Below are 21986 nucleotides of genomic sequence, written 5' to 3'. Positions count from 1 at the left end.
TCCCTCGGGCTACGGTCAGGCTTCCAGTTCCGTATCCCAATACAGAAAATCCATCCAGCTTTTGTGCAGATAGCCCGGCGGAAAACGCCGCCCGACCTCTTGCATCAGGTTGGGCGACGGCTCGCGCGCGGGCTTTAGCAGCCGCATCCCCGACCGATCCAGCGGCTTGTTCGCCTTCTTCAGATTGCACGGCGCGCAGGCGGCAACCACGTTTTCCCAGCTTGTCACCCCGCCCCGCGAGCGCGGCACGACATGGTCAAAGGTCAACTCCCCCTCGCGCCCGCAATACTGGCAACGGAACTCGTCGCGCAGGAAAAGATTAAAGCGCGTGAAGGCCACGCGCTTTTGGGGGCGGATAAACTCTTTCAGCACCACGACCGAGGGGATTCTGACCTCTTGGCTGGGGCTTCGCACGACCTCGTCATATTCCGCAAGAATCTGCACCCGATCGAGGAACACCGCCTTGATCGCCTCTTGCCACGGCCAGAGCGACAGCGGGTAATAGCTCAGCGGTCTGAAATCCGCGTTCAGAACCAGCGCCGGAAACTTCTTAAGCGCCGCCGGTTCGCGGGTGAATTGCGTTCGGAAATCGCTCCTGTCGCAATGGTCCAGCATGGGTCACTCCATCCTCGCCCTGTCGCCTCGGTCCGAAGCCAGGGGCGGGGTCCGCCCCTGCCGTTAGAGACAACTATATATGGCGTTTTGCCTCTGGCAACCCCCTCGATCTGGGTATTGCCGCCATGCAGTGAAGGTAAGGCGCGGATGCAACAGTGGCATGACGGCACAGACAAGTGCCGCCTGAAACGGATACAAGCGGGTTTTCAGGGACTTAGGCGGGCAGCTTCTCTTTCAGAAACGAGAGCGCCACCGACAGGCCATCGGGCGCGATGCCATGCGGCGTGCCCTTCATCACATGTGCGTAGGTCTCGAATCCCGCCTGCACCAGCGCATCGCCCGCCAGCCCCATATCGGCAAAGGGAACCACCGGGTCCTGATCGCCATGCGCGAGCAGCACCGGCGGCTTTGACATCGCCTCGGCCTCCAGCGCCTCGGGGCGCAGAAGGCGTCCCGAAAAGGCCACGATCCCCGCCACCGGCTCGGCCCGGCGCGGGAAGGTCTCAAGCGCCATCATCGTGCCTTGCGAAAAGCCGACAATCGCAAGCTGCGCAGGCGCCAGCGCATTCTCGACCAGCACTGCGTCCACAAAGGCGTTCAGGTCGGCAACCGCCGCCTGCATCCCCTGCGCGGCAGCCTCTTCGGTCGAGCCGTCAAGCCACGGGATCGGGAACCATTGGCGCCCGAAAGGCGTGCCAGCACAACGCTCGGGCGCGTCGGGCGCAAGGAACAGCGTGTCGGGCAAGTGCGGCATCAGCGGATCGGCCAGCCCCAGAAGGTCGTTCCCGTCCGCGCCATAACCGTGCAGGAAAATCACCGCCGATTTGATCCGACCCGATTTCGGCCCTTTGCGACCGGCCTCCAGTTTCCGCGTCATGGCGCGACCCCTTCCCGTTGTTTGCAATGGGCGTAGTAGGCCCAAAGCCCGCGCGCCGCAACCGCCCGCCACGGCGACCACTCCGCCGACAGCGCATTGAATTCCTTGCGTTTCGGGCGCTCTGACAGATCGAACAGCATCCGCGCGCCTTCTGCCAGCGCCAGATCATCGACCGCGAAAACATCGGCGCGCCCAAGCGCAAAGATCAGATACATCTCGACCGTCCAGCGCCCGATGCCGGGGATCGGCAGAAGCGTCGCGATCACCTCTTCGTCGGGCAGACCGCGCAGCGCGGCGAAATCCACGCCCGAGCGCGCCAGCGCCTGCATATAGCGCACCTTTTGCCGCGAGAGACCGCAGGCGCGCAGGTCTTCCTCGGTGGCTTCGGCAATCGCCTCGGGCGCGCCAAGCCCCGCCGCCAGCACCTTTGCGCGAATGGAATTAGCCGCCGCGACAGAAACCTGCTGGCCCAAAATCGCATCGCGCAGAGCCTCGAATCCGTCGCCACGACGGCGCAGCGGCCAAGGGCCGGTCAGCTCTAACGCGCGGGCAAAACGCGGCTCGACAGCCGCCAGCCAAGCCGCGCCCTCGGTTATATCATCGTCTGTTTCGATAATCCGTCCAACCATGTGCCGCACCCTGCCCGAACATCTGCCCGCTTGCCAGCCCATTTCCGCAACGCTAGGGGTATCGGCATGAGTAATTTGTTCACCTCCTCCTCCACCACGAGCGCCAACCCGATGGTCTGGCGCAATGTGATCGTTCTTGTGCTGGCACAGGCCGTGCTTGGCGCGCAGATGTCGATGATCTTTACCGTCGGCGGGCTGGCGGGGCAGATGCTGGCCTCGAACCCGTGCTGGTCGACCCTGCCCTTGTCGCTGATCGTGTTGGGCTCGGTCCTCTCGGCGCAGCCCTTGTCCGAGTTCATGTCGGCCCACGGGCGTCGAGCGGGCTTTATGCTGGCGGTTGGCGCGGGGGCCACAGGCGCGGGCATCGCGGCCTATGCGCTTTATCTGGGCTCGTTCGGGCTATTCATGGCGGGGTCATTCCTGACCGGCATCTATATGTCAGCGCAGGGCTTTTATCGCTTTGCCGCGACCGATGGTGTCCCGCCCGAGTTCCAGCCGAAGGCAATTTCCTATGTGATGGCGGGCGGCCTGGCAGCGGCGATCATCGGGCCGCAGATGGTCAAGCTGACCGCGCAGGCGATGGTTGTGCCGTTCATGGCGACCTATCTGGCGATTATCGGGATGAACCTTCTGGGGCCGATCCTGTTTTCCTTCCTGCGCATCCCCGCGCCCGGTCGCCGCGCGAAGGGCGCGCCGCACCCCGGCCGCACACGGCGCGAGCTGCTGAAAGACCCCGTGATCGCGGTCGCGATGATCTGCGGGATGGTGTCTTACGCGCTGATGAACCTTGTGATGACCTCGACACCGCTGGCGGTGGTGGGCTGCGGCTTTGAAGCCGAGGATGCGGCTGACATCGTTTCGGCGCACGTTCTGGCGATGTATCTGCCCTCGTTCTTTACCGGCCATCTGATCGCGCGTTTCGGGCGCGAAGTTATTGTGGGCGTTGGGTTGGTGATCCTTGCGGCCTCGGGGGCGGTGGCGATGACGGGGGTCGAGCTGGAGCAGTTTTTTATCGCCCTTGTCCTTCTGGGCCTTGGCTGGAACTTCGGCTTTATCGGGTCAACCGCGATGCTGGCCTCGGCGCATAGCCCCGACGAGCGCGGTCATGTGCAGGGCATGAACGACTTTGTCGTCTTTGGCGGCGTGTTTCTGGCTTCGCTCAGTTCTGGTGGGCTGATGAATTGCTCGTCGGCGGGCGACCCGCAGGCGGGCTGGGAGGCGGTCAACATGGCGATGCTACCGTTCCTGACCCTTGCAGGGGCCGCCCTGATCTGGCTGGTGCTGCGCCCGAAAGAGATGCGCTGATCAGCAGTTCGGAACGTTGACGGCCAGCCCGCCGAGGCTGGTTTCCTTATAATGCTCGTGCATGTCGCGGCCCGTCTGGCGCATGGTCTCGATCGCGGCGTCAAGCGGCACGAAATGCGTGCCATCGCCGCGCATCGCCAAGGACGCCGCCGAGATCGCCTTGATCGCGCCAAGGCCGTTGCGCTCGATACATGGCACCTGCACCAGCCCTTTGACCGGATCGCAGGTCATGCCCAAGTGATGCTCCAGCGCGATTTCGGCGGCGTTCTCGATTTGCGCGGGCGAGCCACCCAGAACCGCCGTCAGCCCTGCCGCAGCCATTGCCGCCGCGGATCCCACCTCGGCCTGACAGCCACATTCCGCACCTGAAATCGAGGCGTTGGTCTTGATGATCCCGCCGATAGCCGCCGCCGTCAGCAGAAACTCTCCGACGCGCGATTGCGTGGCACCCGGCACATGATCGAGCCAATAGCGGATCACCGCAGGCAGCACACCGGCCGCGCCGTTGGTGGGTGCGGTCACAACCTGCCCGCCGGCCGCGTTTTCCTCGTTCACCGCCATCGCGTAGGTCGAAATCCAATCGTTGATGACATGGGGCGCGGTCAGGTTCATGCCGCGCTCGGCCTGCAAGGCCTCGTGGATCGCCTTGGCACGGCGACGCACCTTGAGGCCGCCGGGCAGAATGCCGTCATTCGCAAGACCACGGTTCAGACAATCGGCCATCACCTGCCAGATCCGCGCGAGCCCCGCATCCACCTCGGACGGGGAACGGAATTTCAGCTCGTTGGCCATCTTCATCTGCGCGATGGTCTTGCCCGAACTTTCCGCCATATGCAGCATCTCGTCGGCTTTGCGGAACGGATAGGGCACCGGCGAAGGCGTGTTGAGCGCCTTGTCATCGACCGCCGAATGTTCGGCCTCGGTCAGCACGAACCCGCCGCCGATCGAGTAATAGACCTCTTTGAGCAGCACGTCGCCCTCGGCGTCCAGCGCCTCGATCACCATGCCGTTCGCGTGGCCCTCAAGCGCGGGACCATAGTCGAAGACCAGATCGGCTTCAGGGTCGAACTGCATCGCGGCAAGCCCCGGCGGCGTCAGCGTTTTCAGGCGACGGTTTTCATCCAGAACCGTCTCGGCCGCATCATGCGCGTATGTGTCGGGCGCAAATCCGGCCAGCCCCAGAATCGTCGCACGATCGGTTGCGTGACCCTTACCAGTGAACGCCAGCGAGCCATGCAGCCGCGCGCGCAACGCATATGCGTGAAACGGCGACGCCCGCAGCGCGGCCAGAAACCGCGCGCCCGCCACCATCGGCCCCATCGTATGCGACGAGGACGGGCCGACACCCACCTTGAAAATATCAAAGACGCTCAGGAACATTCCATTCTCCCTTTGCGCCACAGTGACATGATTTGTGCGCCGCATCCGCCGGAAAACGACCTGTTGCTTTGCAAAAACGGGCGCGATGCTTTTTCCGGTTAGCGTGATCTTCACCCTTTTGCGCCAGTCTGGGCCAAAGACAGACTGAAGGGGCAAACCATGCCGACGCTTGGCGGATGGCACTTGTCGGACCTGCGGATCAGCGGGGTCGACCCGTTTACAACCGACGCTCCATCTCAGGGCAGCGCGGCTGGACGGGCGTCTTTTGTCGTCACACCCGCGGCACCGCCCCTTCGCATCGAGCTTGACAGCAAGACGGGCGAAGGCGCGGGGCTGGACACCGAGTATTGCTATATCATCCGCCCCGCCACCTCGTGCGATCCTGCCGACAATCTGACCCTGTTCCTGATGCGCGAAGAGGGGCGCATTACCGCCATCGCCTCACACGATCCATTGACCAAAGGCAAGCACTACAGCGTCATCGCGGCAGAGGTCGTTGATCCGGTCACCTTCAAAGGCACAGCGCCCGTCTGCTTTGCCGAAGGCACGCGGATAGCTACGAAACGCGGGCCGGTCGCGGTGCAGGATCTGGAACCCGGCATGCGGATACAGACAGCCGACAACGGGTTTCGCGAATTGCTCTGGGTCGGGCGCTGGCGGGTCAACGGGATCGGGCAAAACGTGCCGGTGCGGCTTGAGGCGGGGGTTCTGGGCAATGACCGCCCGCTTGAACTTTCGGCGCGGCACAGGCTGGTGATCCGCCCCTCGGGCGGACCTCTGGCGGGCGAAGAGGTGCTGGTGCCTGCGAAATCTCTGGTGGGGATGCGGGGAGTGACACAGGCGCCGCGCCCGCGCGTCCTGTGGCTGCATCTTTTGTTCGAAGACCACGAGATCATCTTTGCCGAAGGCGCCCGCGCCGAAAGCATGATGCCGGGCCACGCCACCCGCCGCACCGTCGAAAAGGCGCAGGCTGTGGCGCTGGAACGCGCGCTTGGCCACCCGCTGGAAATGGCCCTGCCCGCCCGCGCTATTCTACCGCCCAAGCGGCTCAAACGGCTCTCGCGCCACCATTCGACCGCCCGCGTTCTGGGCTTCGAGGACTAGCCACAAAACGCGGCTTTTTTGCCTCGCACCCTCCTGCCGGATTGCCTATAACCGTCGCAACCGTTTTTCAGGAGATGCATAATGCAAGCCGAACTCTCCCCCATCGACAAAGCGAAATTTGCCGCCGCGCGGCGCGCCGTCGATTTTATCGAAGATGGAATGCGCGTGGGCCTTGGCACCGGCTCCACCGCCGCGTGGATGGTCCGCTGCCTGGGCGAGAGGGTCCGCGACGAAGGGCTGAAAATCACCGGCGTCCCCACCTCGACCCGCACGGCCGATCTGGCGCGTCAGATGGGGATCAACGTGGTCAGCCTTGAAGAAGCGAAATGGCTTGATCTGACGATCGACGGCGCGGACGAGTTTGACCCGCAACTGAACCTGATCAAGGGCGGCGGCGGTGCATTGCTGCAAGAAAAGATCGTTGCGACCGCCTCGGACCAGATGATCGTCATCACCGACGCCGCCAAAGAGGTTGCGCAGCTTGGCGCCTTCCCGCTTCCGGTCGAGGTTGTGCCCTTCGGCTGGCAGACCACGCGCGCGCTGATCGAAGAGATGCTGGTCTCGATGGATGTTCTGGGGCGCAACACCTCGCTGCGGCTCAACGGCTCGCAGCCCTTCGTCACCGACGAGGGCAATTACATCGTGGACTGCCACCTCAACCGCATCGGCAACCCGCGCCAGCTTAGCCTTGTGCTGAACCAGATCCCGGGCGTTGTCGAAAACGGGCTGTTCATCGACATCTGCGATATGGTCATCATTGGCGGCTCGGACGGCAAGGTCGAAATCCGCGACATCAACGAAGGCACCATCGCGCATGAGCGCATCGAATTCGCCGAGGATGACAATATCTTCAGCAACCTCGACTGAGGGCTGGCAAGGTGCGGCTCCCGCCCTAACTGGGGCGGGAACTGTTGCAACGGGAAGGTAATATGAGCTTCGATTACGATCTGTTTGTGATTGGCGGCGGCTCGGGCGGGGTGCGCGCGGCGCGCATCGCTGCCTCCGAGCATGGCGCGCGCGTCGCACTGGCCGAAGAATACCGCATGGGCGGCACCTGCGTGATCCGCGGCTGCGTGCCGAAAAAGCTGATGGTCTATGCCTCGGCTGTGCCGTCGATCATCGAAGAAGTGCGTGGCTACGGCTGGTCGGCTGAAACGGGCAGCTTTGACTGGGGTGCCTTCCGCACCAAGCTGGACGCCGAGCTGGACCGGCTTGAGGCGATCTACAGGCGCGGGCAGGAAAACGCGGGCGTCACTGTGTTCGACAGCCGCGCCACCGTTATCGGCCCGCATGAGGTGCGCCTGGCCGATGGTTCGGTCAAATCGGCCAAACACATTCTGGTTGCGGTCGGCGGACGCCCCTTTGTGCCCGATTTCGCGGGCGCCGAGCATGTCATCACCTCGAACGATATTTTCAAGCTCGACACCCTGCCCAAGCGCGTCCTGATCGTCGGCGGCGGCTATATCGCGTGCGAGTTTGCCTGCATCCTGCACGGGCTTGGCGTGAAGGTCGTGCAATACAACCGCTCGCCCCTGTTGCGCAGCTTCGACACCGAGGCGCGCGATCTGATCGTCGATCAGATGGCCGCGCGCGGGATCGAGATTCACACCGGCGTCGTGGTGCAAAGCATCGAGAAACGCGGTGAAACCCGCGTCGTCACCTGCTCGCGCGGCTGCGTCGAGGAATTCGATCAGGTGCTTTACGCGACGGGCCGCGTGCCGAATACAGACGGGCTTGGGCTTGAGGCGGCGGGCGTGCAGCTTGCCCCGAATGGCGCGGTGACGGTGGACGAATGGTCGCAGACCAATGTCCCCTCGATCTATGCCGTGGGCGATGTGACCGACCGTATCCAGCTGACGCCGGTCGCGATCCGCGAGGGGCACGCCTTCGCCGATACGGTCTTTGGCGCCACGCCGCGCAAGGTGGATCATGATCTGGTTGCCTCGGCGGTGTTTACCCAGCCCGAGTTCGGCACCTGCGGCCTGACCGAAGACGAGGCGCGCGCCCGCGGCCCTGTCGAGGTCTATGTCTCAACCTTCAAGCCGATGAAAACCAGCTTCGCCGGCGCGCCCGACCGGGTGATGATGAAGCTTGTGGTCGAGAAAGAAACGCAGGTCGTGCTTGGCTGCCATATCGTGGCGCCTGACGCGGGCGAGATGATCCAGATGGTCGCTATTGCCATGAAGATGGGCGCGACCAAGGCGCAATTCGACGCTACCGTCGCCGTGCACCCGACGATGGCCGAAGAGCTTGTCACCATGCGCACGCCGGTGCGCCACGCATAATCCCGTGCGCCTGCCTTGAAATTCGCGGGGCAAGCGCACAAGTCGCTAAACGACAGAACAAAAAGGTGAGGACAGCATGAGTAACAACGGCCCCTGGGGATCGGGTGGCGGCGACGATGAAGATCGCGGCCGCGACAAGCGCGGGCAACGCCCTGGCGAAGGCCCGCAGATCCCCGAGATCGAGGAATTCATGCGAAAAGGCTCGGAACAGCTTCGCGTGCTGATGGGCGGGCGCGGCGGTTCGGGCGGTCGCCCCCCCGCAGGCGGGCGCTCTGCTGGCGGGCCGGGCTTTGGTCAGGCGATTGCGATTGGCGCGCTGGTGGCGGCGGGTCTGTGGGCCTATGCCTCGTTCTATACCGTCAAGCCCGAGGAACGCTCGGTCGAGCTGATGTTCGGGCAGTTCCACGGCACCGGAGAGCCAGGCCTGAACTTCGCCCCCTGGCCCGTTGTGACCGCTGAAATCGTGCAGGTGACGCGCGAACAGGTCACCTCGATCGGCTCGGGCAAGGCGACGATCGGGGATTCGAACAGCTCTGGCCTGATGCTGACCGGCGACAAAAATATCGTCGATGTCGATTATCAGGTGGTCTGGAACATCAACGATCCGGCGCAATACCTGTTTAACCTTGCCGACCCCGAGGAAACCGTGCGCGCTGTTTCGGAATCCGCGATGCGCGACATCATCGCGCGTTCGGAAATGACGCCGATCCTGACGACCGAGCGCCTGACCATTGCGGCCGACTTGCGCGAGGCCGTGCAGCATACGCTGGACAGCTATGAGGCGGGCATCTCGATCGTGCGTGTCAACTTCAACCGTGCCGACCCACCCTCGGACGTGATCCCGTCTTTCCGCGACGTCGAGGCCGCGCAGCAAGAGCGTGACCGGCTGGAAAAAGAGGCCGACGCCTACGCCAATAAAGTGACGGCGGAAGCCCGTGGTGCGGCCGCGCAGTTGACCGAAGAAGCACAGGCCTACCGCGCCAAGGTCGTCAATCAGGCCGAAGGTGACGCGGCTCGTTTCAACTCGATCTATGCAGAATATGTGAAAGCGCCGGACGTCACCAAGCGGCGTATCTTCATGGAAACAATGGAAAAAGTGCTCGGCGGCGTCAACAAGGTGATCGTCGATCAGGACAGCGGAAGCGGCGTTGTGCCCTACCTCCCGCTTGACCAGATCCGCAAACCGACGACCGCGAACGGGGGAACGAACTGATGGCAAAAGCTCCGATTCTGATCCCCGTTGTCGTGATTGCCGCCGCTGTTGGCCTCTCGTCGCTGTTCGTTGTGGACGAGCGCGAAAAGGCGCTGGTGCTGCAATTTGGTCAGGTGAAACAGGTCAAGACCGATCCGGGCCTTGGCTTCAAACTGCCCTTCTTGCAGCAGGTCGTGAAATACGATGACCGCATCCTGAGCCTGACCACCGCGCCGCTTGAGGTTAACCTTGAAGATCGCCGTCGCTTTGTGGTGGACGCCTTCGCGCGCTGGCGCATCAAGGACGTGGTGCAGTTCCGTCAGGCCACCGGCTCGGGCGGCGAGGCGCTGGCGCAGCAACGGATCGATTCGATCCTGAACGCCGCCATCCGCGAGGTTCTGGGTAACGTGACGGCCTCGGACGTTCTGTCGGACGACCGCACGCCCCTGATGAACCAGATCCGCACCGTTGCGCGCCGCGAGGCCGCAGCGCTTGGTGTTGACGTGATCGACGTGCGCCTGACGCGCACCGACCTGCCGCGTGAAAACCTCAACGCGACGACCGACCGGATGAAGGCCGAACGTCAGCGCGAGGCGGCCGATGAACGCGCCCGTGGCGCCGAAGCCGCGCAGCGCGTGCGCGCCGCCGCCGACCGTCAGGCCGTGGAAATCACCTCGGAGGCCAAAAAACAGGCCGAGATCATCCGGGGTGAGGCCGACGCCGAGGCAAACAACCGCTACGCCGCCGCCTATGGCCGCGACCCGCTGTTCTTCGCCTTCACGCGCCAGTTGCAGTTCTACGCGCAAACGCTGAAGCCCTCGTCCTCGTCGCTTGTGACCAAATCGGACAGCATCTACTTCGATTATGACCGTTTCGTGCAAAGCATCGAGGCCGAGAAATGATCACCTATCTGGCCACCGGCTTTGCGCTGGTGCTGGTATTCGAGGGGCTGGCGCTTGCGCTGGCCCCTTCGCGTATCGAGGAGGCGCTGGCCTTTCTTGCCAGCCTTGGCCCCGAACGGCGGCGGATGCTGGGGCTGGTGGTTCTGGCGCTTGGCGTCGGGCTTTTGTGGCTGATGAAATCCCTCACGGGCATTTGAGCCAGCGCGANAATCCCTCACGGGCATTTGAGCCAGCGCGATCCCCTTTCATTTGCATCCCCCCCGCCCTAGTTATTTATCAAGAGATAGAAACCGGGCCGCAGCCCCGGATGCGATAAGATTTCGGGAGTCGAGAATGAAACCATTTGATCTGACCATGCTGAAACCCGCTTTTGCGCGCGGCGTTCTGGGGGCGACTGTGCTGGCGCTTGTGATTGGTGTCGCGCCCTTGGCACCTGCGCCCGCCTTTGCCCGCGCAGCCCCCGAAAGCTTTGCCGATCTGGCCGAACGGATCAGCCCCTCGGTCGTCAACATCACCACCTCGACGACCGTTGCCACCCCTGCGCAGCCGGGGCCAAGCTTCCCCGAAGGCTCGCCCTTTGGCGATATGTTCCGCGATTTCGGCATCCCGAACGGCCCGAATGGTCCCTCGCGCCCGCAACGTTCGAACGCGCTTGGCTCGGGCTATGTGATCTCGGAAGACGGCTATATCGTCACCAATAACCATGTCATCGAAGGCGCCGACCAGATCGAGATCGAATTCTTCTCGGGCGACCGTCTGGAGGCGAAGCTCATCGGCACTGACCCGAAAACCGATGTTGCGCTGCTTAAAGTCACCAGCGACAAACCCCTGCCCTTCGTGAAATTCGGCAACTCGGACACGATGCGCGTGGGCGATTGGGTGATGGCGATGGGCAACCCGCTGGGTCAGGGCTTCTCGGTCTCGGCGGGCATCGTGTCGGCGCGCAACCGCGAGCTGTCGGGCACCTATGACGACTACATCCAGACCGACGCCGCGATCAACCGTGGCAACTCGGGCGGGCCGTTGTTCAACATGGACGGCGATGTGATCGGCATGAACACGGCCATCCTGTCGCCCAACGGTGGCTCGATCGGGATCGGTTTCTCGATGGCCTCGAATGTGGTTTCGAAAGTCGTAGGCCAGCTTAAGGAATACGGTGAAACGCGGCGCGGCTGGCTGGGTGTGAAAATTCAGGACGTGACGCCCGACATGGCCGAGGCGCTTGGCATTGCGATGGCCGAGGGTGCGCTGGTCTCCGAGGTTCCCGAAGGGCCGGCGCGTGACGCGGGCATCCAAGCGGGCGACATCATTATCAGCTTCGACAATGGCGAGGTGAAAAGCACCCGTGACCTCGTGCGCCGCGTGGCCGATGCGCCCGTGGGCGAGGCGGTGCGTGTGACGGTGCTGCGCGACGGCAAGAAAGAGACCATCGTCGTGACCCTTGGGCGGCGCGAACTGGCCGAGGGCGAGGCGGTTCCGGCAGCCGTTCAGCGCCCGCAGGACTCCGAGAAGGATCTGCTTGGCCTGACGGTGACACCGCTCACCGCCGAACTGGGGACCGAGCTTGGCTTGCCCTCGGATGCGACGGGGCTGGTCATCAAGGACATCGACGACACCTCGGCCGCCTATGAAAAAGGGCTGCGCGCGGGCGACCTGATCACCGAAGCCGGGCAAGAACCGGTCGCCAATATCGACGACCTCGAGGCCCGCATCGGCGACGCCAAGGATGCAGGGCGTAAATCGGTCCTCCTGCTGATCCGCCGTGCTGGCGAGCCGCGCTTTGTGGCCCTTCCCGTCGAATAACTCTCCCTTCCCCTCTGAAACGGCAAAGGGCGCCTTTGGGCGCCCTTTGTATTTATGCGGATTGTCCGGGGTCAGTCTTGCCAGATAACCAGACCCATCTCCATCGCGGCACGGCGCGACAGAACATCGGCGTCCAACCCGCGCGGCTTTTGATAGGCGCGCACCGCTGAACGGGTAGCCCCGTCCATCACACCCGAATCCGTCCCACGGTAAAGCCCCCGCGCCTTCAGCGCCCGCTGCACGGTCGCAACAAACTCGGGCGTCAGCTCTTTCACGCACATCGTCTCGAAGCTGAGCGTTTCGCCCGCATCCACAACAGCCGAGAAATCCCGCTCCTCATAAAGCGCGGGCTCCAGAACCTTGCCGCTTGCCGGATCGATCACGGCCTCCCGCACCTCGACCGCGCGCTTCACAGTGCCGAATTTCGCAGGGCGTATCTCGACCGAGTGGTAACACCCGGGCGCACCGGCAGGCGGCGCATCACCAAGCTCTTGCGCAAGCGTCGGGCGGATTTCGACCTCGGGCATAGGCGGGCCCGCCGCCATACAGCCCGCGACAAGCGGAACCCCGATCAACGCCAATACCGCCTGTTTCATTCCTGCCTGCCTCATTCTTCCTGCCCTTGCTTAGCGGTTTTCGCCCCTCTCGGAAAGGGTGGCCAACGCGCCTCTGGCCAAGCCCCGCCGATTGCCCTAAACCCGTTGGCCAAAGGCATTCTAATCAGACCGGAAAGACCGAGATGGCCAAGATCACCTATATCGAACACAACGGCACCGAGCATGTGGTGGACGTGAAACCCGGCATGACCGTGATGGAAGGCGCGCGCGACAATGGCGTGCCCGGCATCGACGCCGATTGCGGCGGCGCCTGCGCCTGCTCGACCTGCCACGTCTATCTGGACGAAGTCTGGGTCGCCCGCGTTCCCGCGAAAGAGGCGATGGAAGAGGACATGCTTGACTTCGCATGGCAGCCGGACCCCGAGAAATCGCGCCTGACCTGCCAGATCAAGGTGACGGACGATCTGGACGGGCTGATCGTGCGCATCCCCGAAAAGCAGATCTGACCCCTGCGGCCCCGCGCGATTTCAAGGCGACCTTCGATCCGCAGGTCGCCTTTCTCATGCGCGCTGTCGGAAATGCGTGTGCCGAATCTGCAACCAAAGCGGATTGTTCCCGTCACGGCCCCGCGCTAAGGGGGCGATCACGCCACTGAAAGGACGATCAATGACCCCCTATGTGCTCACGGTAGCCTGCCCCTCGACGCGCGGCATCGTCGCCGCCATTGCGAATTGCCTTGCCGATCAGGGCTGCAACATCACCGACTCGCATCAGTATGATGACCTGCTGACGAAGACCTTCTTCATGCGGGTCTCGTTCATGTCGCAAAAAGGCGCCGATCTGGCCGCGGTGCAGGCCGCCTTCGCGCCGGTGGCGGAAACCTTCGAAATGGACTGGGCGATCCACGACGGCAGCCACAAGATGAAGGTGCTGCTGATGGTGTCAAACTTTGGTCACTGCCTGAACGACCTTCTGTATCGCTGGCGCATCGGCGCGCTGCCGATCGAGATCGTGGGCGTCGTGTCGAACCACATGACCTACCAGAAGGTCGTCGTGAACCACGATCTGCCCTTCCACCACATCAAGGTGACGAAAGAGAACAAGCCTCAGGCCGAGGCACAGCTGATGAGCGTGGTCGAGGATTCGGGCGCCGAGCTGATCGTTCTGGCGCGCTATATGCAGATCCTCTCGGACGCGCTGTGCAAGAAGATGTCGGGCCGGATCATCAACATCCACCACTCGTTCCTGCCCTCGTTCAAAGGCGCGAACCCCTACAAGCAGGCCTATGAGCGCGGTGTGAAACTGATCGGCGCGACCTCGCACTATGTGACGGCTGACCTTGATGAAGGCCCGATCATCGAGCAGGACACCGTGCGCGTGACCCATGCGCAAAGCCCCGACGACTATGTCTCGCTTGGCCGCGATGTCGAGGCGCAGGTTCTGGCCCGCGCGATCCACGCCCATGTGCAGCACCGCTCGTTCCTGAATGGCGACAAGACGGTGGTCTTCCCCGCCTCGCCGGGTGCCTATGCCTCCGAGCGTATGGGATAAGCCACTGAAGGATAAGAAAGATGAAGGGGCGCCGGAGCGCCCCTTTTTCATGCGTTCAGATCGCGGATCAGGCGCGAGTGTTTTCGCACCTCGGTCACCACATCTCCGAAACTCATCAGCCCTTTCGCCTTGAGCGCGGGCAAGAGCTTCAGGAACGCATCCGCCGTCGCCACCGTGTCGCCAATCGCCGTGTGGCGCGCCTCTTCGGGGATGGTGATCCCCAGCCGGTGCGTGAGCGAATCCAGCGAGTGGCTCTCGGATTGCCCGAACACCACCGCCGACAGCAGCACCGTATCCAGAACCGGATTTTCGAAATTCTGCCCGATCAGCTTTTCCTTGCGGCGCAGGAATTCCATGTCGAAGGGCGCGTTATGTGCGATCAGCACGGCCCCTTCGGCGAATTTGTGGAACCGGCGCCCGACATCGGCAATATCGGGCGCACCTGTCACCATCGCATCCGAAATTCCATGCACCGCCGTCGATGCCGCCGGAATCGCGCGCCCCGGATTGACCAGCGTGTCGAACACCTCGGAATGGACGCGGCGCCCGTTCACGATCCGAACCGCCGCGATCTGCACAATCTCGTCGCCTTCGGTCGGCAAAAGTCCCGTGGTCTCGGTGTCGAAGACGACATAGGTCAGGTCTTCCAGCGGGCGCTGTGCGAACTCGGCCTCGCGCGCCTTGCCCAGAAGGTCAAAGTCATAAACCACCGCGCGTGGCACCGGCGCGGGGCGCGAGGTTTCGCGCCGCGCCTCGCGCAGCGGCAGGCACAGCCGCGCGCGTCCATCAGCGAGTTTCTCGGGCCAAAGTTCAGACGCATGGCTGATCAGAACGCGCCGCCCCGTCACATCGTCAAGGCCCACGTCCAGCGGTTCGTCGAGCCATCTTTCCAGATGGGCAATCGGCACCATCGGCCCCGTCCAGTCCAACGCAATCATTGCGCCCGCGCCGTCCTCGGAAATTTCCAGACGCAGGTCTTTGCGCTCGTTCAGGCGGCCCGCCAGTTTCCCCAAAAGCGCAACCATCTCAAAGCCTTCGCAGCGCAGCATCAGGGGCGCCGGATCGCAGGTAATCTGCCCGCCATCGGCCTCGACCCGCGCGGTCACGGCCTCGGCCAGATCGGAGGCGCGGATCATCGCCAGCGGCCACCAGTCGGCGCGGTTCTGCTCGTGGCGTTCGAACAGCGTATGGATCGCGCCGGCGAGCTGGCGCGCCTCGAGGCTTGCCGCCTCTCGCACCTTGTCGCGCGCAGGGCCAACGGGGCCATCATCCGCCGTCAGCACGCCGGTCAGCGATTGCAGCGCGGCGGCAGGGCGACGGATGCGGTCGAACAACTCGTCCATCAACAGTTCGCGCTGCGCATGTGAGCGCATGTCGTTCGACACATCGCGCAGCGTCAGCACATAGCCCGGACGCTTGACCAGATGGCGGTCCTCGCCCTCGGACAAAAGCCGCATCCGCGCGGCCAGCACCTTACCATCGGCCAAAGTGGCACAGAGCAGATCCGAGGCCGCATCAGGGTCTTCGGTCTGCAACAGGCGCTCGTAGGCGTGGGCAATCGGCGGCTGGTGCAGATAGTCGAACACCCGCCGGTCCAGCCCCGGCGCGTGCGCGCTGCCCAACAGGTCCACCGCCTGCCCGTTATAAAAGGCCAACTGATGATCCGCCGTGCAGAGCAAAACCCCCACCGGCACATCGCACAGCAACGCTTCAAGGCGCTCTTTTTCATCCGCAAGACGCGAGGTTTCACGCTGCACCGCTTCGGTCAGCGCTTGCCGCGTCGCATTAAGGCGCGAGGTCAGTTCCTGCGCGGCAGGCGCCAGATCGCCCAGATAGCGCGCCAGATCTTTTTCGATCTCGCCATCAATTTCGGAATGGGTGCGGGTGCGCAAAAAGCCCGCAAGCCGCTCGATCGGTTTGGCGACGTGCTCGTCGAACAGGAACCAGACCCCCGCCAGAGATCCGAGAATCGCAAAACTCGCGACCGTGCCGCCGATAATCATCGCGTCACGCATACTCGGGTCACCCATCCGTTCATATCCGAACAGAAGACCGGCGATCACCGCGATAATATTGCCCGCCGCGAGCGCCGCGAAGAACAGAAACACCCTGATCCTGAGGCTGAGACGGGCGAGGCTCATGACGCGGCCCTCCCGTCCAGAATACGCCGGACCTCTTCGCGCAACTCCTTAAGATCAAACGGTTTCGCGATAAACCCATCGGCGCCGAGCGCCAATCCCTTGCGCTGTTCCATCGCGGAGCCGCGCGCGGTCATCATCAGGATTTTCACCCCCGCCAGCCCCGCGTCAGAGCGGATGTTCTGGCAAATCTCGTAGCCCGAGACCCCGGGTAGCATCACATCCAGAAGCACAAGGTCGGGCTGGCTGTCTCGGATTTTCTCGACCGCGCCGGTGCCGGTTGCGATCCTTTCGTGGTCGTATCCCTCGCGCGTCATCAGATAATCAAGCGCGATGGCGATGTTATCCTCGTCCTCGACGATCAGAACGCGTTGCTGCCTCCCCCCGTCCGCCATGATCCTACCCTCCGTTGCAGGCGATGTTCAGCCCGCGATCCCCGTTTTCCAGCGAAACCCACTGGCCACCTTGCAAAGATCCGTCCGCGTTCAGCGCCGTGCCGCCAATCAGATCGGCCCGCGTTCCCGACGCGCAATCAAAGGCCACCGGCACCGCCTGCACCACGCTCGCCCAACGCTGGAACAGCAAAAACTCGGTGCGCGCGATGTCGCCCTGACGCTCGACCTTGGTAGTGTCGATGGCCATCAGGCGGGTCGTGATCGGCGCGGCATAGGTCCACGGGCGCCACCACGAGCTATCCTCGCCGGTCAGCACGATTTTCACGCCATCGTTCAGCCCGCCGCGCACCGTCGGAAACCAGTTGTATTCCTGATAGATCGTAACCCCGAGCATCGTCAGGCCCGCCGCCGCGGTCATAAGCCAGCGCGGCAGATCGGCGCCCGCCAATTTGCGCGCGGCATGGCGCAGGGCAAAAACCGTCAGCGCCGCAAAAGCGCCACCTGCCAGCATAGTCATGAAATCATTGAGCATCTTTTGGTTTCCTTAACTCATGCTGCCTTTGCCATGCCCGACGGCGGATTGCATCGTCCGCACCACCACGAAGGCATCGCGCAGGTGCGAGCGTTCAAAATCGCTCAGATCGGACGGGGCGAGATAGTTGTCCGGCTTGCGGCCCGAGCGCACGAGATGCGCCTGACTCTCAAGCCGCATCGTCTGGATCAGGTCATAGCCCTCCAGCAGATCACGCGCGCCGGACGCCGAAATCACCCCCGCATCTTCGGCCGCCAGAATACGCGCGCGGGTGTTCACCTCGGTCAGGCGCCCTTGCAGCGCATAGACGCGGGCAAGGTCCGTGATCGGCACAACGCCGTTATGCTTCATGTCGATATGGTTGCGATGCTCGCCCGAACGGATCGTCGCAAACCCGCGCAAAAGGCCCAAAGGCGGCGCGTGCTTTAGCGAGTTCGAGATCATATGCGCCACGAAGATCGAGTTCTTCGCCGCCTTCTCCAGCATCTCGTCCTGAATGTCGCTGAACAGATGCCCGCCCGTGCCGCCAATGGCGCGCAGGTCGAACATCACCGAGGAAAGCATCTGCGCCTCGGTGCTGGGTTTGTTGATCCAGCCTGCGAAATACTCGCGCCAGACGCGCTGCGGCTGGCACCAGCGATCCGCCGTCGCCATCATATCGCCGGGACAATAGACATAGCCGCAATCGTTCAGGCCATCAGAAACGATCTTGGCCAACTGCTTGAAATACTGCCGGTCGTCCTCGGTCGCGCTATCGTCGAAGATGATGCAGTTGTCCTGATCGGAAACGCCGGTCTGTTCCTGCCGCCCCTGACTGCCGCAGGCGAGCCAGAGATAGGGCACCGGCGCAGGGCCGAGTTTATCTTCGGCCATCGCCAGCAGGCGCCGCGTAACGGCATCGGCAATATCGGTAATCAGCCGCGTCACGACCTCGTGGCTTTGGTGCCCGCCGACAAGCTGCACCAGAAGCTGCGGGATCTGCGCCGTGACCTGCGCCATCTCTTCGACGCTCGTCGCCGCCGCGGCATCGCGGATCAGCACGGCGGTTGAAACCGCTTGAAAGCGCGTCAGATCGGTTTGCGTGATCATGCCGACGAATTTGCCGTGGTCCACAATCGGCAAATGCCCGATCCGGCGTTCCAGCATGATGTGCAGAATATCGGTGCCAAGCGCGTCAGGGCTAAGCGAGATCGGGTCAGCCGTCATCACCTCGGTGATCGGCGTCGAGAGCGGCAGCCCCCCCGCAACCACCTTGTTCGACAGGTCGCGCACCGTCACGATACCGCGCAGCATCTCGCCCTCGACCACGCCGAGCGAGGACACCCGCGTATCGCGCATCATCACCGCCGCCTCTTGCACCGAGGTCGCCAGATCACAGGCCAGCGGCTTGCGCGCCAGAAGGTCGCCCACTTTCATCGTCTCGATGGTGTTGGGCCGCGCCTCTTCGCCGCGCGAGCGGTTGAAGAAGCGCACGAAAGCGGGTGCCTCTTCGCGCAGGTGCAGGAACTCGGGCTTGGGCAGCAGCAAAAGCACCGTGTCTTCGGTTGTGCGCGCGGCGGTCAGCGCCAGCCCGTCGCGCATCAGCCCGCGCTCGCCAAACGAGTTGCGCGGCCCGAGAATCGAGACCAGCGCGCCGTTGCGGTCGGTAATCTCGACACCCCCCGATTTGATCAGGAACAGCCCCTCCATCTCGTCGCCATAGGCATAGACGGAGGCATTCGCGGGCAGCTCCCTGCGGCTGAAGGAACCGGCGACACGCACCAGTTCGTCCCGCGGCAGGTTGTCGTAAGGATGGACGCCTTCGAGAAAAGCAATGATCGGTTGAATATCTGCGTCCATGACTAACAAGCTCCGGAAAGTGAAGGCGCGCCCCGCGCCGATGCAGCGGGGCGCGCCCGGGGTTTCAGTTCAGGCGGAGCATATCACCCCGCCCGAAGCCTGGCTCAGTGGTCAACCGCCGCACCAGCGCCTTTCGGCACGCGGATCGATTCCACCAGCTCCTGGATCTCAGCCGGGGTGTCCTCGGTCGCGTTCGACACGACATAGGCAACCACGAAGTTGATCAGGGCACCGACCGAACCGAACGAGGTCGATTTGATCGAGAGTAGCAGCGGGTCAGCATCCGAGAACGAGTTGGTGTCCGGAATGAAGAACCAGCCCTTGTGCAGGAAGATGTAGACAACCGTCACAAGCAGACCGGCGACCATACCAGCAACCGCACCCTTGTTGTTGATGCGCTTCGAGAAGATGCCCATCATCAGTGCCGGGAAGATCGACGCCGCTGCCAGACCGAAGGCGAGAGCCACGGTTTGTGCCGCGAAGCCGGGCGGGTTGAGGCCGAGGTAGGTTGCGATCGCGATAGCAACACCCATCGAGACGCGCGCAGCCATCAGCTCGCCTTTTTCCGAAATACCCGGGTTGATCTGCGACTTGATGAGGTCGTGCGACACTGCCGACGAGATCGCCATCAGCAGGCCCGCAGCGGTCGAGAGTGCAGCGGCCAGACCACCAGCAGCGACCAGAGCGATAACCCAGCCCGGAAGCTGTGCGATTTCAGGGTTCGCAAGAACCATGATGTCGCGGTTCACGTCCAGTTCGTTCGCGTCTTTCGAAGCGACATACTGGATGAGGCCGTCACCGTTCTTGTCGTCGAACTTGAGAAGACCGGTTTGCTCCCAGTTCTTCACCCAGGTCACGTTGTTGCCCTTGGCATCGGTGCCGGTTTCGATCTCGGCGAGCGACAGAGCCGCACCGTCAAGCCCGTTCGGGTAGAAGGTCGAGATCAGGTTCATACGAGCCATCGCACCCACAGCCGGAGCGGTGAGATAGAGCAGCGCGATGAAAACCAGCGCCCAGCCAGCCGAGGAACGTGCGTCTTTCACGGTCGGAACGGTGAAGAAACGAACGATAACGTGCGGCAGACCTGCGGTACCGATCATCAGCGACACGGTGAACAGGAACATGTTCAGCGTGGTGTCTTTCTGGTCGGTATACGAGCCGAAGCCCAGTTCGTGCATCATGCCGTTGAGCGTCTCGAGGATCGGCATACCGGTCGACTTGGCTTCCGAGAAGAGGCCGAGCGGCGGCAGTGCGTTACCCGTCAGGTTCAGCGAAATGAAGACCGCCGGAATGGTGTAGGCGATGATCAGAACGACATACTGGGCCACCTGAGTGTAGGTGATGCCCTTCATGCCGCCGAGAACCGCATACATGAACACCATCGCAGCGCCGATGTAGAGGCCGGTTGCCTTGTCGACTTCAAGGAAGCGCGAGAAAGCCACGCCCACACCGGTCATCTGACCGATAACGTAGGTCAGCGAAGCGGTGATAAGGCAGATAACAGCCACGGTGCGCGCGGTCTGCGAGTAGAAACGGTCGCCGATGAATTCCGGAACCGTGAACTTGCCGAACTTGCGCAGGTAGGGCGCCAGAAGCATAGCAAGCAGCACGTAACCGCCGGTCCAACCCATCAGGTAGGCCGAGGTATCGTAGCCACCGAATGCGATGATGCCGGCCATCGAGATGAAGGACGCAGCCGACATCCAGTCAGCGCCGGTTGCCATACCGTTCAGAACGGGGTGAACGCCGCGGCCAGCGGCGTAGAATTCAGCGGTCGAGCCAGCGCGGGCCCAGATCGCGATGCCGATGTAGAGAGCGAAGGTCGCCCCCACCACCAGCAGGTTAAGCGTAAACTGATCCATTGTCCCTGCTCTCCCTTATTCTTCCACGCCGTATTCTTTGTCCAGCTTGTTCATGCGCGCGGCATAAGCAAAAATCAGGACCAAGAAGACGAGAATGGAACCTTGTTGAGCAAACCAGAAGCCCAGGTCAGTGCCACCGATTGCGATGCCCGAAAGCATCGGACGAAGCAGAATGCCAAAGCCGAACGAGCACACGAACCAGATGACCAAGAACAGCTTGATCGTCTTGACGTTCGCTTGCCAGTAGGCGTTGGACGATGATTTGTCCGCCATTAGCGTAACTCCCTTGTTTTCCTCCAGACGGGCCCGTTTGTCAGGCCCGCCCCTCCCCGTTCAGGCCGATACTTTTTGAACGATCGACCCTAGCCCCGAAGCGATGTCTTCGATGGACCCCATCGCATCCACCTCTTCGAGAACGCCGAGTTGCCCATAGTGGGCAATCAGCGGCGCCGTTTGGGCGTGGTAGGCCTCAAGCCGCGCACGCGCCGTTTCGGCATTGTCGTCAGCGCGGCGTTTGAACTCCGTGCCTCCGCATTTGTCACAAGTTCCCGCAACGGCGGGCAGCTTGAATTCGTCGTGATAGCCTTCGCCGCAGCCGCCACAGGTATAGCGGCCCGAGACGCGCTTGATCATCGCCTCGTCATCGACCTTGAGCGAGATTGCGGCGGTGACGCCAAGCCCCTGACCCGCCAGAAGCCCGTCAAGCGCCTCGGCCTGACCTGCCGTGCGCGGAAAGCCGTCAAGGATCACGCCCTTGGCGGTGTCCGGCTCGGCCATGCGGTCTTGCAGGATTTGCAGCACGATCTCGTCCGAAACGAGCCCGCCCGCCTCCATCACCGATTTCGCGGCCAGACCCGCCGGAGTTCCTGCGGCCACAGCAGCGCGCAGAAGATCTCCGGTCGAAAGCTGGACCAGCCCGAATTTCTCTTCGAGCATACGGGCCTGAGTGCCCTTCCCGGCACCCGGAGGGCCGAGAAGGATCAGAACGGCGGTATTTGTCGCGACAGTGTCGGTCAAGTG

At 62.9% G+C, this 21986-nt stretch carries 22 protein-coding genes; 10 read left to right on the top strand and 12 right to left on the bottom strand.

Annotated features, from left to right (window positions below):
* Positions 1-15: 15 nt before the first annotated feature.
* From RYZ20_RS15055 to RYZ20_RS15045, 3 genes are all read right to left on the bottom strand, one after another.
* Complete coding sequence (locus RYZ20_RS15055) at positions 16-615, bottom strand: HNH endonuclease (RefSeq protein WP_317674917.1); 600 nt, start codon at positions 613-615, stop codon at positions 16-18.
* 214 nt (positions 616-829) lie between these two features.
* Entirely contained in the window at positions 830-1492 is a 663-nt protein-coding gene (locus RYZ20_RS15050; protein ID WP_317674915.1) for an alpha/beta hydrolase, read from the bottom strand.
* Complete coding sequence (locus RYZ20_RS15045) at positions 1489-2121, bottom strand: DNA-3-methyladenine glycosylase family protein (RefSeq protein WP_317674913.1); 633 nt, start codon at positions 2119-2121, stop codon at positions 1489-1491. The genes RYZ20_RS15050 and RYZ20_RS15045 overlap by 4 nt, the downstream gene beginning before the upstream one ends.
* 66 nt (positions 2122-2187) lie before the next feature.
* Between RYZ20_RS15045 and RYZ20_RS15040 the strand changes: the two genes are divergently transcribed.
* Positions 2188-3426 (top strand): MFS transporter, encoded by a 1239-nt coding sequence (locus RYZ20_RS15040; RefSeq protein WP_317674911.1) that lies wholly within the window; start codon positions 2188-2190, stop codon positions 3424-3426.
* Here RYZ20_RS15040 and RYZ20_RS15035 read toward each other — a convergent pair whose 3' ends face one another.
* Positions 3427-4806, bottom strand: a complete 1380-nt coding sequence (locus tag RYZ20_RS15035) for an L-serine ammonia-lyase (protein ID WP_317674909.1) — start codon at positions 4804-4806, stop codon at positions 3427-3429.
* Between the two features lie 159 nt (positions 4807-4965).
* Here RYZ20_RS15035 and RYZ20_RS15030 point away from each other — a divergent pair, with 159 nt between their 5' ends.
* From RYZ20_RS15030 to RYZ20_RS15000, 7 genes are all read left to right on the top strand, one after another.
* On the top strand, positions 4966-5910 hold the full coding sequence (locus RYZ20_RS15030; protein WP_317674907.1) for a Hint domain-containing protein: 945 nt from the start codon (positions 4966-4968) through the stop codon (positions 5908-5910).
* A gap of 81 nt (positions 5911-5991) precedes the next feature.
* Positions 5992-6777 (top strand): ribose-5-phosphate isomerase RpiA, encoded by a 786-nt coding sequence (gene rpiA / locus RYZ20_RS15025; RefSeq protein ID WP_317674905.1) that lies wholly within the window; start codon positions 5992-5994, stop codon positions 6775-6777.
* A gap of 62 nt (positions 6778-6839) precedes the next feature.
* Positions 6840-8195, top strand: coding sequence for a glutathione-disulfide reductase (gene gor, locus RYZ20_RS15020; RefSeq protein WP_317674903.1), 1356 nt, complete (start codon positions 6840-6842; stop codon positions 8193-8195).
* 76 nt (positions 8196-8271) lie between these two features.
* Entirely contained in the window at positions 8272-9408 is a 1137-nt protein-coding gene (gene hflK, locus RYZ20_RS15015; RefSeq protein WP_317674901.1) for an FtsH protease activity modulator HflK, read from the top strand.
* A complete protein-coding gene (gene hflC, locus RYZ20_RS15010) occupies positions 9408-10289 on the top strand; it encodes a protease modulator HflC (RefSeq protein WP_317674899.1) in 882 nt (293 codons plus the stop codon). Before hflK ends, hflC begins: the two co-directional genes overlap by 1 nt.
* Positions 10286-10486, top strand: a complete 201-nt coding sequence (locus RYZ20_RS15005; protein WP_317674897.1) for a DUF2065 domain-containing protein — start codon at positions 10286-10288, stop codon at positions 10484-10486. Before hflC ends, RYZ20_RS15005 begins: the two co-directional genes overlap by 4 nt.
* Positions 10487-10643: 157 nt before the next feature.
* Positions 10644-12092 (top strand): DegQ family serine endoprotease, encoded by a 1449-nt coding sequence (locus RYZ20_RS15000; RefSeq protein WP_317674965.1) that lies wholly within the window; start codon positions 10644-10646, stop codon positions 12090-12092.
* Positions 12093-12163: 71 nt separating this feature from the next.
* Here the strand turns inward: RYZ20_RS15000 and RYZ20_RS14995 are convergent, their stop codons facing one another.
* Positions 12164-12688 (bottom strand): peptidoglycan-binding domain-containing protein, encoded by a 525-nt coding sequence (locus tag RYZ20_RS14995; protein ID WP_317674895.1) that lies wholly within the window; start codon positions 12686-12688, stop codon positions 12164-12166.
* A 143-nt stretch (positions 12689-12831) separates the two neighbouring features.
* Between RYZ20_RS14995 and RYZ20_RS14990 the strand changes: the two genes are divergently transcribed.
* Both RYZ20_RS14990 and purU read left to right on the top strand, forming a co-directional pair.
* On the top strand, positions 12832-13155 hold the full coding sequence (locus RYZ20_RS14990; RefSeq protein WP_317674893.1) for a 2Fe-2S iron-sulfur cluster-binding protein: 324 nt from the start codon (positions 12832-12834) through the stop codon (positions 13153-13155).
* Between the two features lie 160 nt (positions 13156-13315).
* Entirely contained in the window at positions 13316-14200 is an 885-nt protein-coding gene (purU, locus tag RYZ20_RS14985) for a formyltetrahydrofolate deformylase (RefSeq protein WP_317674891.1), read from the top strand.
* A 47-nt stretch (positions 14201-14247) separates the two neighbouring features.
* Here purU and RYZ20_RS14980 read toward each other — a convergent pair whose 3' ends face one another.
* The 7 genes from RYZ20_RS14980 to RYZ20_RS14950 form a co-directional block, all read right to left on the bottom strand.
* Entirely contained in the window at positions 14248-16341 is a 2094-nt protein-coding gene (locus RYZ20_RS14980; protein WP_317674889.1) for a 3'-5' exonuclease, read from the bottom strand.
* The gene (locus RYZ20_RS14975; RefSeq protein WP_317674887.1) at positions 16338-16733 is read right to left on the bottom strand and encodes a response regulator transcription factor; all 396 of its coding nucleotides are present in this window, start codon (positions 16731-16733) and stop codon (positions 16338-16340) included. The genes RYZ20_RS14980 and RYZ20_RS14975 overlap by 4 nt, the downstream gene beginning before the upstream one ends.
* Positions 16734-16737: 4 nt before the next feature.
* Positions 16738-17265 (bottom strand): hypothetical protein, encoded by a 528-nt coding sequence (locus RYZ20_RS14970; protein WP_317674885.1) that lies wholly within the window; start codon positions 17263-17265, stop codon positions 16738-16740.
* Positions 17266-17277: 12 nt separating this feature from the next.
* Positions 17278-19104, bottom strand: coding sequence for a DUF294 nucleotidyltransferase-like domain-containing protein (locus RYZ20_RS14965; RefSeq protein ID WP_317674883.1), 1827 nt, complete (start codon positions 19102-19104; stop codon positions 17278-17280).
* A 104-nt stretch (positions 19105-19208) separates the two neighbouring features.
* The gene (locus RYZ20_RS14960) at positions 19209-20966 is read right to left on the bottom strand and encodes a sodium:solute symporter family protein (RefSeq protein ID WP_317674881.1); all 1758 of its coding nucleotides are present in this window, start codon (positions 20964-20966) and stop codon (positions 19209-19211) included.
* Positions 20967-20981: 15 nt separating this feature from the next.
* Positions 20982-21239 (bottom strand): DUF4212 domain-containing protein, encoded by a 258-nt coding sequence (locus RYZ20_RS14955; RefSeq protein ID WP_317674880.1) that lies wholly within the window; start codon positions 21237-21239, stop codon positions 20982-20984.
* Between the two features lie 60 nt (positions 21240-21299).
* Positions 21300-21983 (bottom strand): adenylate kinase, encoded by a 684-nt coding sequence (locus RYZ20_RS14950; RefSeq protein ID WP_317674878.1) that lies wholly within the window; start codon positions 21981-21983, stop codon positions 21300-21302.
* Between the last annotated feature and the right edge of the window lie 3 nt (positions 21984-21986).

Origin of the sequence: Pseudothioclava alba, assembly GCF_033100795.1 — a bacterium.
Lineage (GTDB): Bacteria > Pseudomonadota > Alphaproteobacteria > Rhodobacterales > Rhodobacteraceae > Pseudothioclava.
This window is presented reverse-complemented; position numbering and strand designations above follow the sequence as displayed.